Genomic DNA, 12,675 nt, shown 5'->3' with positions numbered 1-12,675 from the left:
TTTATGCGCGTCTCACTTTGCGGAAAAGAACAAAGCCAGCTGCTACAAGTACTAATCCAATTAATGTATTCGTTACATAATTAGAAGCCGTTTCCGGAAGTTTTGCACCTTTAACAGTTTTTTGTACAGGGCTGTTCGTTTGTTTCTTTACTGGTTCTTGTTTCTTTTCTACTGCTGGTTTTTGCACTTGAGCTGGTTTTGCTACAGCTTCAGCAGATTTTTCTACTTCTTTTCCTGTGTCTGTGATGATATCAGAATTGAACATATCGCCTGTGATCACCATGTCTGCTAAAAATTTACCGTCTGTCGTATAAAGAGAAATTTTTAGACTTGCATTTTTTAATTCTTCTAAGTTGATTAAATCAGTAAGAGAAAGCGGTTTTTCATTTCCGCCTTGTACAAGTGAAAATTTAGCGTCTAAATGGAAGATTGATAGCAGCTCTTTATAAATAGACATTAATTCCGCGATTTGATCAGCAGATAATTCTGTTGCTGTATCAAAATCTTCGAATGCCGCTAAGCGCTCGCCTAATTGATCTAAGCGGTTGAGTGTTGCTTCACTTGAAAGCTCATCTTCTAATGATGTAAAATGTGCTTCGATTCGATCTAGTTCTTCAGATGTTAAGCCAAATTCAGACTGCATAAATGATAGTAAGCCGGTTAAATCTTCTTCGCTTAATTCATCATCGTAAGAAGTGTCCTCTTCGTCATATGACTCATCATCTTCATACCAGTCGTCGCCCTCTTGATAGAAGCCGACATCATCGTATAAATCATCTAGGTACACATAATCGTCTAAGCTTTGGCCGTTCTCTTTTAATAACGCATTTAAGCTTGTTTTGTCTAAGTCAAAATCTGCATACACATCTTGCAGGTTATGTAAGTCAGCTGCAATTGGTTCACCTAAAAATTCTTCTAAATCTGCGATTGTATCGTAGTTTTCAAGACTATCGTCATACAGTGAAAGTGAATATTCAACGTCGTCTTTGGTTACTTCAAAGCCTCGCGTTTGGCTTACCGATTTTAAATACTTGCTGAAATCTGCGTCAAATGTTGACGCTGCTGCGAATGAAGACGTTGGAAATACGCCAACAAACAGCAAAAATGATAATAAAATTGCCCCCAGTTTTTTCATCAATTTTCTCCTTTTTTTTACGTTTTCTACAAGATTATATAGGAAGAGTTATAAATTTACAATATATACTTATATTATATATACCTTGAATATAGTGGTAATTTAAGGGATTTATAGAACTATAGATTTTGAGAACCCCGTATGAAAGGGAGTGGAAAGACCTAGATAGAAAAAGGAGGAAATAAAGAAAAAGGTTTATAATTTTTTTTAACAGAGGCAGAAATATAAATAAGTATCAAAAAAGAACAGCACTTAGAAGCTGTTCTTTTTGAAATGATATGTAAGCCTTAGCATAGATAGCTGAAATTCGATACCGTTCCGCTTTAGAAAAAGGTGGTTACGAGTTATGATTTTAGTAAGGATAGTGAAGAAAAGTGAGAGCGCGGTTTTGTCAGCTCTATTTTGATTCCTTTTAGCCTTAAACGTTCTACAAACTGTTTGCGTTTTTTTCGCTTTTCATGCGGGGATTGATTCATATTTGCCTCATCCTCCATATTTAGTCAAGTAGCTAACATATCATTATCATAATCAAAAGATGACGGTTACACAATAAACATTCTCAAATATTCACAAAGATTTAAAATTTGTTACATTGATAGTGTACATGTACCCCATTCTCTTTTTTTATAACATCTCAATGTGCTGTTTTTAAATTGAAGTTTTGTAAATCCTGTCGCAGGCTAAAAAACGGGATTAAATTGAACACGCTGACTTTTATATTTTGATTCACTGTGCTTAAAAGCTATACTAGTAGTGCGTATAGAAAAGAGTAAACCGAATTTTTACATCTCATCTATTCGTATACAAAAAAGAAAGAGGGATTTTCATGAAAACAGAACAGCAGTATTTTGAAGAAGGAAAATCAATTCAAACATATATGAACGACATGAGTACATTAAAAGAGGAAAGTTTAGCTGTTTATGAACAATTTCAGCTTCCTAAAGATGGACTGGCTGACAAATTAAAGGCTCACAAGCTTCACTTCTTAGCGATTACTGAAGATTGGTGCGGAGATGCGATGATGATTAACCCAATCATTCGTAAAGTAGCTGAAGCTGCCGGTATCGATGTGCGCGTTGCACTGCGAGATGCGGACACCGAATTAATTGATCGCCACTTAACAAACGGCGGCCGTGCTATTCCGATTATTTTAATTTTTAATAATGAAGGGAATTTACTGGGAAAATGGGGTCCTCGTGCTCCTGAAGTTCAGCAAATTGTCGATGAGCTTCGTGCCACGCTTCCTTCAAAAGAAGATCCTTCGTTTGAAGAAAAACAAAAAGAAGTCTTTTCTTCGTTACGAACAAGATATAAAGAAGAACCGGCTCTTTGGTCGTATGTTTATAACAGCTTTAAAGAAACGGTATTAGCTGTTGTGAAATAACTTAAAAAAGCAAGGTAAAATGAGCGCTTCATTTTATCTTGCTTTTTTTCTGGTTATTGCAACACGATCGTTTGTATATCACTTTAATGGAAAGGCAGCTCTTATTAATGATAGTGTTCAAATCGCGCACTTTTACTTGAGAAAACGTACAAAATTCTAAAAATAAAAATATTTTTTATTCAAAACGCGTACTTTTTAACTTGATGATGATATAATAACAAATAATAAATGAAGAAGGGGGACGCGTGAATGGATGTAAAAGCTTTTGGTCATTATTTTTAAGCAGGATTTTTAGAGTTCAAAATGAATTTTATTTTTTTATTCAATGAAAGCGCTTAATAACTCACTTCTCAGAAAATATAGAAGAAAGGTGTTAGATACATGAATAACTTACATAGAAAAATGGGAACGTTTTCTCTCATGATGGTCGGCCTTGGATCTATTATTGGATCAGGATGGCTGTTTGGGGCATGGAGAGCTGCTCAAATTGCAGGCCCCGCAGCAATTGCTTCTTGGATTATTGGAATGGTTGTTATTTTATTTATAGCTCTTTCTTACAGTGAACTAGGGTCTATGTTTCCAGAAGCAGGAGGTATGGTTAAGTATACGCAATACTCGCACGGCTCATTTCTTGGCTTTATTGCGGCTTGGGCAAACTGGATTGCAATCGTATCGGTTATTCCTGTTGAAGCGGTTGCCTCTGTTCAGTATATGAGTTCATGGCCATGGGAGTGGGCGAAATGGACAGGCAGTTTAGTAGAAAACGGGATTCTTACTGGAAAAGGTTTGGCTATTGCTACAGGACTATTAATCATTTATTTTCTTTTAAATTATTGGACCGTAGGCTTATTTTCGAAAGCTAATTCACTTATTACCGTTTTTAAGATTGTGATTCCAGGGCTTACAATTGGTGCTCTTTTATTCGCAGGATTTCACGGCGGAAATTTTTCTTCTGCAGGAGGCGTTGCTCCAAATGGATGGGCAAGCGTTTTGACAGCTGTTGCTACGTCTGGGATTGTGTTTGCTTTTAACGGTTTTCAAAGTCCCATTAATATGGCGGGAGAAGCGAAAAATCCGGGACGCTCTATTCCTATTGCGGTAGTAGGATCCATTTTAATTGCGACCGTGATCTACGTATTGCTTCAAATTGCGTTTATTGGAGCGGTAAATCCTTCAGAAATCGTAAAAGGATGGAGTCATCTTAACTTTAATTCGCCGTTTGCTGATTTAGCAATTGCCTTAAATATTAACTGGCTTGTTATTGTTTTATATGCGGATGCTTTTGTATCGCCATCGGGAACAGGTATTACGTATACAGCTACCACGTCACGCATGATTTATGGTATGGAAAAAAATAAATACTTGCCGAATATACTGGGACGAGTTCATCCGCTTTATGGAGTTCCGCGTCAGGCAATGTTCTTTAATTTATTTGTCTCATTCATCTTTTTATTTTTATTTAGAGGCTGGGGAATATTAGCCGAAATTATCTCTGTAGCTACGTTAATTTCATATCTAACCGGTCCTATTACGGCTATGACGTTAAGAAAAACGGGGACCGAGCTTTATAGACCTTTACGTATAAAAGGGTTAAACGTAATAGCGCCTCTTGGATTTATTTTTGCTTCACTTACTCTTTACTGGGCAAGATGGCCGTTAACTGGACAGGTATTATTTATTATTTTAATTGGTTTGCCAATTTATTTTTATTACCAAGCAAAATCAAAATGGAAAGGCTTTGGTCAAAACTTCCGAGCTGGCGTTTGGATGATTGTCTACTTATTATGTATGATGACAATCTCCTGGATAGGAAGTGAAAAATTCGGGGGACTCAATATTATTAAATACGGTTGGGACATGGGACTTATTGCAATTGTTGCACTTTTCTTTTATGCTTGGGCACTTAAAAGCGGATACAAAACCGAGTATTTAAAAGAAGCAATCCATGTTAATAATGAAATGAAAGCAGCGGAAGCCCAGACTGCCTCAGCTAAAGAACAGATCATAGAAAAACAAATTAAATAAGGAGTAAAAATGAGGCTGGGACAAAAGTATTTCAGTTGAAGTCAAATGCGAACTATTAATTATTTTTTGATTGGTAGTTCGTGTTTTTTTGTTGTTATGTTGAATATAGATTTCATGTTTTCAGTTGCTTCTAGCAGTTGATTGGAGGACAAGGCGAAGACTCCTGCGGGAAAAGCGGAACAGATGAGACCCCGCAGGAGCGCAAGCGACGAGGAGGCTCATCGGCCGCGGAAAGCGAAGCCTTGCACGGAAATCAACAGCGGTGTAACAAGCAGTCCAGCTCATGTATCCAATTTGTTTGTCTTTAGATTAGATTGATTTAGTTATGTCCCAGCCTCTTCTTTTGTGGATAAATTTTAATTTTTTGAATACTAAATAGTAAACAATGCTATAATGGTGGACAAAATCATGCAAGGAGAGAACGACATATGGATATCGTATCAATCACTTCTTTTTTAGGCGTAGCCGCTTTGCTTACTGTTATGCCTGGTCCTGATAACTTATTTGTTTTAGCACAAAGTATATCAAACGGTAAATATGCAGGAATCTCGACTTCATTTGGGCTTTGTACGGGCTTGCTTGGTCATATAGCAGCGGCAACGTTGGGTCTATCGGCTGTTATCTATCAATCGGCTTTAGCGTTTGCTATCGTAAAATACGCTGGAGCAGCTTATTTATTATATCTGGCTTATAAGACGTTTACAGCAAAAGATTCCGCTCTCGCTGTTGAAAACAAAGAAGCCGTTGAGTACAAGGTGCTATATAAAAAAGGAGTGATTATGAATCTGCTAAATCCAAAAGTTTCGCTCTTTTTTCTTGCTCTTTTACCTCAGTTTGTTAATCATTCAATCGGACACGTCACACAGCAAATGCTTGTTTATGGAGCTGTATTTTTAGTTCAAGCGCTGATTATTTTTACGTTAATTAGTCTATTTGCAGGGAAAGTAGGGGAGTTTTTGCGAAAATCTCCGGCGCTGTCTAAGCGGCTTAATCTTGTGCAAGGTTCTATCTTTACGCTTATTGGCTTAAAAATTGCTTTCAGTGAGAAATAGCAGGAGATAAGATGGTGAACCTGCTTTTTATCTTTATTAAGAGGCGTGGACAAAAGTAGTTTAGTTGAAGGAAAATCCGAACGATGAATCGAGATTCTTGATGGAGAATCCAACTCGTTCGGATTTTTTTCTTGCTATGGTGACCATAGCTTTCGTCTATGTAGTTGCTTCTAGCTGTTGATTGGAGAGCAAGGCGAAGACTCACCGGCCGCCCGCGGAAAGCGAAGCCTTGCACGGAAATCAACAGCGGTGGTAAAAGTAATCCATACTAGCTCATTTATCTCATTTGTTCGTCTTTATTTTGTGCTTTAAAAACAGCGGAGAGCAGCTAGTGAAATCCAGCTTTTTGAGTGAATGTTCTCGAATGTTTTAAGGGGACGAACCCTTCTTGTCCAATCACATATATATATAGAATGAGAGATAAAACATCCGGCAAAGCCGGTGTTAATTCATATTATGATTGAAAGGAAAGGTTCACATGAAAAAAGTATGGCTAGATGCAGGACACGGCGGTACAGATTCCGGCGCTTTAGGAAATAATTTGCGTGAAAAAGATATTACGCTGCAGCTTGTACTACACGCGCGGGCGTATTTAGAACATAACTATTCAGTAGATGTTCAAGTAACTCGTTCAACCGATGTGTTCGTTTCATTATCAGATCGAGCGAACCGAGCTAATGCATGGGGAGCGGATATTTTTGTTTCTATGCACATCAATGCTGGCAGCGGTACTGGATTTGAAACGTATCGGTATCCATCAGAAGAGGGAAGTCAATCTTCTCTTTTACAAAAAGAGCTGCATACGGAGATTTTAACAATCATGCGGAAATTTGGAACGATTGCAGATCGCGGTTTAAAAACGGCTAATTACGCTGTACTGCGTGAAACAAATATGCCAGCTGTTTTAACAGAAAACTTGTTTATCGATACGACAGCCGACGCTGAAAAATTAAAAAACGCTACGTTTCTTCGGGAAGTGGGAGAAGCGCACGCGCGTGGAATTGCTAAGTATTTAAACTTACCTTCTAATCAAGTTACATTCTATACCATTCAATCTGGAGATACATTTTATAGCATTGCAAAGAAGTATAACATCACCGTTCAGCAGCTGCAGGATGCAAATCCTGGCGTAGATCCTACAAAACTGCAAATTGGTCAGCAAATTGGTCTTCCTGTTACTACGTATACTGTACAAGCAGGAGATACGTTTTATAGCATTGCGAAAAAATATAGCATGACCGTTCAGCAGCTGCAGGATGCAAACCCCGGCGTAGATCCTACAAAATTACAAATTGGTCAGCAAATTATCATTCCCGCTGTTTAATACCCGTAAATAAAAAAGATGACACGGCAGCGTGTCATCTTTTTTATTTACAGTCACTTTGTTCTTATTGAACCAATCTTACAAGCATATGGGCAAGGTGATGCTGCTGTTCTTCATTTCCAACCTTCCACAGTTCGTGAAGCAGGTTTTCCTCTCGATTGCGCGGCTCTTCATGCTTAGCAAGGTAATCAGCTACTTTCTGAGCTGTTTTAGCCAGCTGTTCTTCATTCATCCCTAACTTTTCACCTTTTGAGACCTTGTCCCCTAGATAACTTTTAAATCCTTCGAAGCTAGAGAGAATATCCTCTTTTTTCTCCTCGCTCATAGAATTAATTGCTCCTTCAACTTTTGCTGAATGATTTGTTTCTACAGAATTACTCATAGTTTTTTTCTCCTCTCATGGTTATATTTGGGTTTAGAAAGCATATCCCCTGAGAATTCAGTAAATAAACGTCCAAATGTGTTATTTTTACATTATGGCGTTTTACAAGGACTTAAAAAGGTGAGGTCAAACGAGATTTTACCAACCAATAATAAAATGACAAAAAGACTTTGAATAAAGAAATCAAAGTCTTTTACTGATTTTTATACTGAAACATCATACCTCGGGAGTAGGCGTAGCGTAGCCTTCCTTATATTTATCATCGATTTCTTGGCGAATGTCTTCGATGCTTTTGCCTTTGCTGTAGTCTACTACAGCTTGAGCCGCTATTTCTAAACAGACGCCGCATTTTGTTCCGTGATCATCCCACGTCACCGAGCCGTTTTCTCTGTTTTCAAAGATAAAACAGTCGTAGTTGTTTTGATGATTAGCTTCTTCTCCACATCCGCAGTAGCAAGGAATGTTTTCTAGTAAGGTTTGATGCTTAGCAGCGGCTGCATAAATAAGCTGCATGTCTTTGGGCTTGTCACTCAAAAAAGAGGGGAGAGTTTCACTATTTTTTGTTTCTTCTCGTTTATCACCTAATGTGTGCTGCTGCTGTTCTTCATGTTGTGTTGCTTCTGTACGTTTGCTACCTGAACTTTCTTTACTTTCGTTTCCGCATCCCGATATCATGCTTGTCGCAAGGACAATCGTTATGAACCTTGATTTCGTTATCAACACGTTCATCCTTTCTTCAGTTAAAGATAGACAATGATATGTACATCCATCATGTTAAAAAGACATAAGCAGCCTTAGAAGTCATTCCTCAACTTTCTGTAAAATAATTTTCCGATACATACCTTTCAACATGACGCTTGAATTTTCCTTCAAAATAAGATTAGCCCGGCTTGCTTCAAACATATGTTCAAAAGAGAGGCCAATATCCGTTCCTAGCAATTTTACGAAAGGGCGAAATATTTTTTTAGGAAAAGCCGCTGATTTCTTTTTGGTTTCGAATTTATCAAAAATCAGAATAGTTCCCTTAGGTTTTACTACTCTTGTCATTTCTTTTAAAGCTTGCTCCGCATCAGGTACTACGCTAAGAATTAAGCTTGCTACAACCACATCAAATGAAAGGGAGGAAAATGTTAGCTGCTGAGCGTCCATTTGGTGGAAGGTTATAGATGGATTTTTGTATTTATCTTTTGCTTTTTGAAGCATTTCACTGGAATAGTCGATGGCTGTTACATTTACTTCATGAGGAATAAAAGCTAAATCTGCCCCCGTTCCAACACCTACAAATAAAATGCGCTGTTCAGATGTAAAGTGGACGTCTTGAAAGACTTTTTTTCTGGCTCGATAAAACATCCCGTTATTAAAAAACGCATCATAAAAAGGGGCCCAACACTTATAAATAAATTGATTCCAGCGGTTATTCACACAAACCCTCCTAGAAAATAAGCTTTCCAATGCCTGCTGGAAAGCTTATGGATTACATTTATTTTTTCATTTTGAGTAAGCGAAGACTGTTTAAAATAACAAGTAGCGCTGCTCCTGTATCGCTTAAGACGGCAATCCACAAAGTAAGCCACCCTGGGAAGATAAAAGCTAAGGCAATGACTTTAACAATAATAGAAAACCAAATGTTTTGTTTGATGACAGCTAATGCTTTGCGGCTTAGCTTCATCGTATGAGGAAGCTTTTCTAAATTGTCTGCCATCAGGACAATATCAGCTGTTTCCATGGCTGTATCGGTACCGGCACCGCCCATTGCAATACCAAGATCAGCAGTTGCGAGGGCAGGGGCGTCATTAATTCCATCTCCAACCATAGCCGTTTGATACCCTTCATGTTGAAGCTGCTGTATGGCCTTTACTTTGTCTTCAGGCAGCAAATCGGCGAAATAGCGGTCTACGCCGGACTGAGAGGCAATCATTTTAGCTGTTCCTTCGTTATCACCGGTTAACATCACAATTTGCTGCATTCCGTTTTGTTTGAGGCTTTCTAAAGCAGATACGGTTGTATGCCTGATGGTATCAGCTACGCTAATAATGCCTAGAACACTTTTAGCTGTTCCGACAATAATAATCGTTTTACCTTCGTTTTGAAGCTTTTCAATATGAGACCAGCAGTGGGATAGAGGTGTTCCTAAATCTGAGAATAATTTTGGATTACCTGCGTAATAAACCGTTTCTTGAATTGTTGCTTGCACGCCTTTTCCTGTAAGGATTTTAAAATTTGATCCTTCTAAAGAAACGACTTTTTTCTCCGTTGTATAATCCACGATAGCGCGGGCAATGGGATGATTCGAATAATCTTCAAGCGTTTTTGTTATTGCTAAAAGCTGATTTTCTTCAGCAGCAAGGGAAACAACCTCTGAAACGGCTGGTTTGCCTTCTGTCAGCGTCCCTGTTTTATCAAAAGCAATCGCATTGATTGCACCAGCTTTTTCTAAAAACGTCCCGCCTTTAATGAGCACGCCATTTTTCGCCGCGTTTCCAATCGCAGATACAATGGCGACGGGAGTAGAAATGACTAGCGCACATGGACAAGCCACAACTAATAATTCAAGCCCCTTGTAAAACCAGTCACTCCATGCACCATCAAACAGGGGAGGGATGACCATAATGAATAAAGCTAAAATAAAGACGATAGGCGTGTAAATGGTTGCAAATTTATCAACAAATGCTTGAGTAGGCGCTTTTTTCTCCTGTGCTTCTTCCACTAAATGAATGATTTTAGAAATCGTCGTATCTTCGACTAGTTTTGTTACCTTAATTTCTAACGATCCGCTTTCGTTAATGGTGCCTGCATAAACAGCATCACCGATTACTTTATCAACTGGAATAGATTCACCTGTAATAGGAGCTTGGTTGATACTGGATTCGCCGTTTATAATTTCACCATCTAGCGGAATTCGGTCTCCTGGCTTTACGACAATCGTAGTGCCGATTGAAATATCTTCCGCTGCTTTTTTAATCAGCTGGCCGTTTTCTTTCACCCATGCTTCAGAAGGAGCTAAATCCATCAAACCTCGTATCGAGTTTCTTGTTTGTTCAATCGACCTTGCTTGTAGAGCAACACCTAAAGCAAATAGCCAAACGACCGTAGCACCTTCAAGCCATTCACCAATAACAGCTGCTCCAAGTGCTGCAACGGTCATTAAAACATTCATGTCTAAAGAACGGCTTTTGATTCCGTAATAAGCACTTTTAGCCGGCTTATATCCGCTAACAATCATGGCAATAGCGTACAGTACAGTTGTCATATAAGAAGCAATTCCTGTATGAGAACCGATAAAACCTAATGCGATGAGAATACCCGAAAAAACAATCGGGCCGTTTTTGCCTTTATGATGCCTCGACTCAACAGAATGCCTGCTGCTGGTTACTAAAGTAGCCGTATAACCAGCTTTAGATACTTCTTTGATAATGTCATCGGCTTCGTTATCGTGCTCAATTTGTGCTTTTCCCGTTGAGAAGTTAACGCGTACATCTTTGACAGCAGGAACTGTTTTTAAATGATTCACAATCGTGTTCGCACAAGCAGCGCAGTCCATTCCTTCAATCAAATACGTTTTCATCTTTTTATTTGATTGGATAGGCTCAATGTTAAACCCTAGTTTTTCTACTGAGCTTGGAATGAGTGACAGAGCTGACTCACTTGCCGCCGCTACCTGGAGCTTCCCTGTATTATAGTTGAGGGTTACGTGTTGAATATCGTTTAATGTTTTTAAACTTTTTTCAATCGTCGCAGCGCAGGAAGGACAATCCATTCCATATACGCGGTATTCAGCCGTTTCTTCTATGTCACTGTCGCCTGGTACTATATCGTGATCACTGCAGCAAGAATCCTGGTCTTTGTCGGTCGTTAACGCAATTGTATCTGAACAGCAGCTGTGACTGTGTTCATGACTCTTTGTGCCGCAGGAAGAAGGCTCTTCAGTAGATGCGGCTTCCAAAGAAGAGGAGCAGCAGGCCTTGCTTTCAATTTTTGGGGAAGAAGATCCGCTGCAGCAGCTTCCGGTATGCTGATGATTTTTTTTATCTTCGTGTTTCATTGTGTCCCACTCCCTATACGGTAAGAAAAACTTAAATGGTTACGTCTTCTTTTTTAGCAAACATGATATCAATTATTTGTTTAATATGTGCATCCCTTAAAGAATAAAAAGCTAACTTTCCTTCTTTGCGATAATTGGCAATTCCTATATTTCGCAGCAGTCTTAAGTGATGAGAAGCAGTCGCAACTGTAGAGCCTACAATATTGGCGACGTCACATACACATAACTCCTCGCCTTTATACAGAGCCAAGACGATTTTAAGCCTCGTTTCATCTCCTAACGCTTTGAATAGGGTAGAAACACCTTGAACAGCTTCAGCATCGATAGCAGGCTTAATACGATTCACTTTTTCTTCATTAAAACAATAAATATCACAGCGGTCTTTTGGCATGATTTCCTCCTTCATTCAAACATTCAAATGATTGTTTGTTTATAATATATGTCAATTTCAAAAAATGTTCAAACATTTATTGATTATTCGGAATTTTTTTCCGGGCGAAACATAAATATAGGAAGAATAAATATGGAAAGTATGCCTATTAGTGTATGTACTCTGTACTAAATGGTGCGGGCGAAAAGAGAATGACTTTATATGCAGGCCAAAAACAAAAAGCCACCCTTATAGGTAGCCTCTTAATGACTTTAAAAATGATAGAAATAATGGAATATAGCTTAGACTTTGTTCACTTGATTAGCGTTTTAATCGGTTAAATAATAAATCTGCTGAATTATTTAACACCTTGTCCGACTCTTTTAATCGTTTGTCCGAGTTTTCTAAATAGGATTGAGCAGATAATACAACATCTAATGGATCCTTGACATTTTTCTTTTCGGTACATACTAAATGCCCTACACCATTTTTCCAATGAATCGTGCATTTAAAATTCACAAATGTATCATCGCTCGTTCTCAAACGCAAATGCCTGATGATGGGGTTAGATGAGGAGTGCTGTGACAGCATCCACATTGCTTGTTTCCGGTCGTCTTTATGAATAATGCTCCACAGACTGGAGACTGAAGAAAAATAAGAATGTGCTTGACTAGAAAAATGAAGGATTTCACCTTCTTGATTTAATTGAAAGTAAGGAACGGGGATCCATTTAAGTATGTTACTTTCCATCATGCACCTCTCCCAACTTAAGTAATCTCTTTTACCATATCACAATTACCTAATATTTGTATGGTTTTTATTATTTTCCCCACTCTTTTCCCCGTTTTAAGCTGTAAAAGCTAAAGAATTATTCAGTTTAAAACACTTCAAAATAGAACGCATGTTCGATAAACTGAGAATTAAAGGAACGAATTCTATGCGACAGCTACTTCAAGAAAGC

General features: G+C 38.4%; 14 protein-coding genes. 6 read left to right on the top strand and 8 right to left on the bottom strand.

Annotated features, from left to right (window positions below):
- Position 1: 1 nt before the first annotated feature.
- Entirely contained in the window at positions 2–1,135 is a 1,134-nt protein-coding gene (locus LIS78_RS16400) for a processed acidic surface protein (protein ID WP_252284004.1), read from the bottom strand.
- A 344-nt stretch (positions 1,136–1,479) separates the two neighbouring features.
- A complete protein-coding gene (locus tag LIS78_RS31440; protein ID WP_013057845.1) occupies positions 1,480–1,611 on the bottom strand; it encodes a hypothetical protein in 132 nt (43 codons plus the stop codon).
- A gap of 350 nt (positions 1,612–1,961) precedes the next feature.
- Here LIS78_RS31440 and LIS78_RS16395 point away from each other — a divergent pair, with 350 nt between their 5' ends.
- The 6 genes from LIS78_RS16395 (at position 1,962) to LIS78_RS16375 (ending at position 6,920) form a co-directional block, all read left to right on the top strand.
- A complete protein-coding gene (locus LIS78_RS16395) occupies positions 1,962–2,519 on the top strand; it encodes a thioredoxin family protein (RefSeq protein ID WP_252284003.1) in 558 nt (185 codons plus the stop codon).
- 381 nt (positions 2,520–2,900) lie between these two features.
- Positions 2,901–4,544, top strand: a complete 1,644-nt coding sequence (gene aimA / locus LIS78_RS16390) for a glutamate/serine transporter AimA (protein ID WP_129710513.1) — start codon at positions 2,901–2,903, stop codon at positions 4,542–4,544.
- A gap of 137 nt (positions 4,545–4,681) precedes the next feature.
- The gene (locus LIS78_RS16385) at positions 4,682–4,852 is read left to right on the top strand and encodes a hypothetical protein (RefSeq protein WP_195782674.1); all 171 of its coding nucleotides are present in this window, start codon (positions 4,682–4,684) and stop codon (positions 4,850–4,852) included.
- A gap of 120 nt (positions 4,853–4,972) precedes the next feature.
- Positions 4,973–5,596, top strand: a complete 624-nt coding sequence (locus tag LIS78_RS16380; RefSeq protein WP_209150101.1) for a LysE family translocator — start codon at positions 4,973–4,975, stop codon at positions 5,594–5,596.
- Between the two features lie 177 nt (positions 5,597–5,773).
- Positions 5,774–5,908: a hypothetical protein gene (locus LIS78_RS31435; protein ID WP_268241094.1), complete on the top strand. Its 135-nt coding sequence runs from the start codon at positions 5,774–5,776 to the stop codon at positions 5,906–5,908.
- Positions 5,909–6,074: 166 nt separating this feature from the next.
- On the top strand, positions 6,075–6,920 hold the full coding sequence (locus tag LIS78_RS16375) for an N-acetylmuramoyl-L-alanine amidase (protein ID WP_252284002.1): 846 nt from the start codon (positions 6,075–6,077) through the stop codon (positions 6,918–6,920).
- Between the two features lie 64 nt (positions 6,921–6,984).
- Here LIS78_RS16375 and LIS78_RS16370 read toward each other — a convergent pair whose 3' ends face one another.
- From LIS78_RS16370 to LIS78_RS16345, 6 genes are all read right to left on the bottom strand, one after another.
- Positions 6,985–7,302 carry a DUF3243 domain-containing protein gene (locus tag LIS78_RS16370; protein WP_014459329.1) on the bottom strand — a complete coding sequence of 106 codons (318 nt, stop codon included), beginning with the start codon at positions 7,300–7,302 and terminating at the stop codon, positions 6,985–6,987.
- Positions 7,303–7,518: 216 nt separating this feature from the next.
- Entirely contained in the window at positions 7,519–8,031 is a 513-nt protein-coding gene (locus LIS78_RS16365; RefSeq protein ID WP_434092309.1) for a PCYCGC motif-containing (lipo)protein, read from the bottom strand.
- A gap of 72 nt (positions 8,032–8,103) precedes the next feature.
- Positions 8,104–8,724, bottom strand: coding sequence for a class I SAM-dependent methyltransferase (locus LIS78_RS16360; RefSeq protein WP_195782678.1), 621 nt, complete (start codon positions 8,722–8,724; stop codon positions 8,104–8,106).
- Positions 8,725–8,782: 58 nt separating this feature from the next.
- Positions 8,783–11,344, bottom strand: a complete 2,562-nt coding sequence (locus LIS78_RS16355) for a heavy metal translocating P-type ATPase (RefSeq protein ID WP_252284001.1) — start codon at positions 11,342–11,344, stop codon at positions 8,783–8,785.
- A 31-nt stretch (positions 11,345–11,375) separates the two neighbouring features.
- Positions 11,376–11,735: an ArsR/SmtB family transcription factor gene (locus tag LIS78_RS16350; RefSeq protein ID WP_286676925.1), complete on the bottom strand. Its 360-nt coding sequence runs from the start codon at positions 11,733–11,735 to the stop codon at positions 11,376–11,378.
- Between the two features lie 300 nt (positions 11,736–12,035).
- Positions 12,036–12,464 (bottom strand): PAS domain-containing protein, encoded by a 429-nt coding sequence (locus tag LIS78_RS16345; RefSeq protein ID WP_229754572.1) that lies wholly within the window; start codon positions 12,462–12,464, stop codon positions 12,036–12,038.
- Between the last annotated feature and the right edge of the window lie 211 nt (positions 12,465–12,675).

Origin of the sequence: Priestia megaterium (assembly GCF_023824195.1) — a bacterium.
Lineage (GTDB): Bacteria > Bacillota > Bacilli > Bacillales > Bacillaceae_H > Priestia > Priestia megaterium_D.
This window is presented reverse-complemented; position numbering and strand designations above follow the sequence as displayed.

What these genes read in the sequence shown, in the direction of transcription:
- LIS78_RS16395 (WP_252284003.1), top strand. Translation starts at nt 1,962, where the DNA reads ATGAAAACAGAACAGCAGTATTTTGAAGAAGGAAAATCAATTCAAACA.
- LIS78_RS16350 (WP_286676925.1), bottom strand. Translation starts at nt 11,735, where the DNA reads ATGCCAAAAGACCGCTGTGATATTTATTGTTTTAATGAAGAAAAAGTG.
- LIS78_RS16380 (WP_209150101.1), top strand. Translation starts at nt 4,973, where the DNA reads ATGGATATCGTATCAATCACTTCTTTTTTAGGCGTAGCCGCTTTGCTT.
- LIS78_RS16400 (WP_252284004.1), bottom strand. Translation starts at nt 1,135, where the DNA reads ATGAAAAAACTGGGGGCAATTTTATTATCATTTTTGCTGTTTGTTGGC.
- LIS78_RS16365 (WP_434092309.1), bottom strand. Translation starts at nt 8,031, where the DNA reads ATGAACGTGTTGATAACGAAATCAAGGTTCATAACGATTGTCCTTGCG.
- LIS78_RS16355 (WP_252284001.1), bottom strand. Translation starts at nt 11,344, where the DNA reads ATGAAACACGAAGATAAAAAAAATCATCAGCATACCGGAAGCTGCTGC.
- LIS78_RS31440 (WP_013057845.1), bottom strand. Translation starts at nt 1,611, where the DNA reads ATGAATCAATCCCCGCATGAAAAGCGAAAAAAACGCAAACAGTTTGTA.
- LIS78_RS16375 (WP_252284002.1), top strand. Translation starts at nt 6,075, where the DNA reads ATGAAAAAAGTATGGCTAGATGCAGGACACGGCGGTACAGATTCCGGC.
- LIS78_RS16370 (WP_014459329.1), bottom strand. Translation starts at nt 7,302, where the DNA reads ATGAGTAATTCTGTAGAAACAAATCATTCAGCAAAAGTTGAAGGAGCA.
- LIS78_RS16345 (WP_229754572.1), bottom strand. Translation starts at nt 12,464, where the DNA reads ATGGAAAGTAACATACTTAAATGGATCCCCGTTCCTTACTTTCAATTA.
- aimA (WP_129710513.1), top strand. Translation starts at nt 2,901, where the DNA reads ATGAATAACTTACATAGAAAAATGGGAACGTTTTCTCTCATGATGGTC.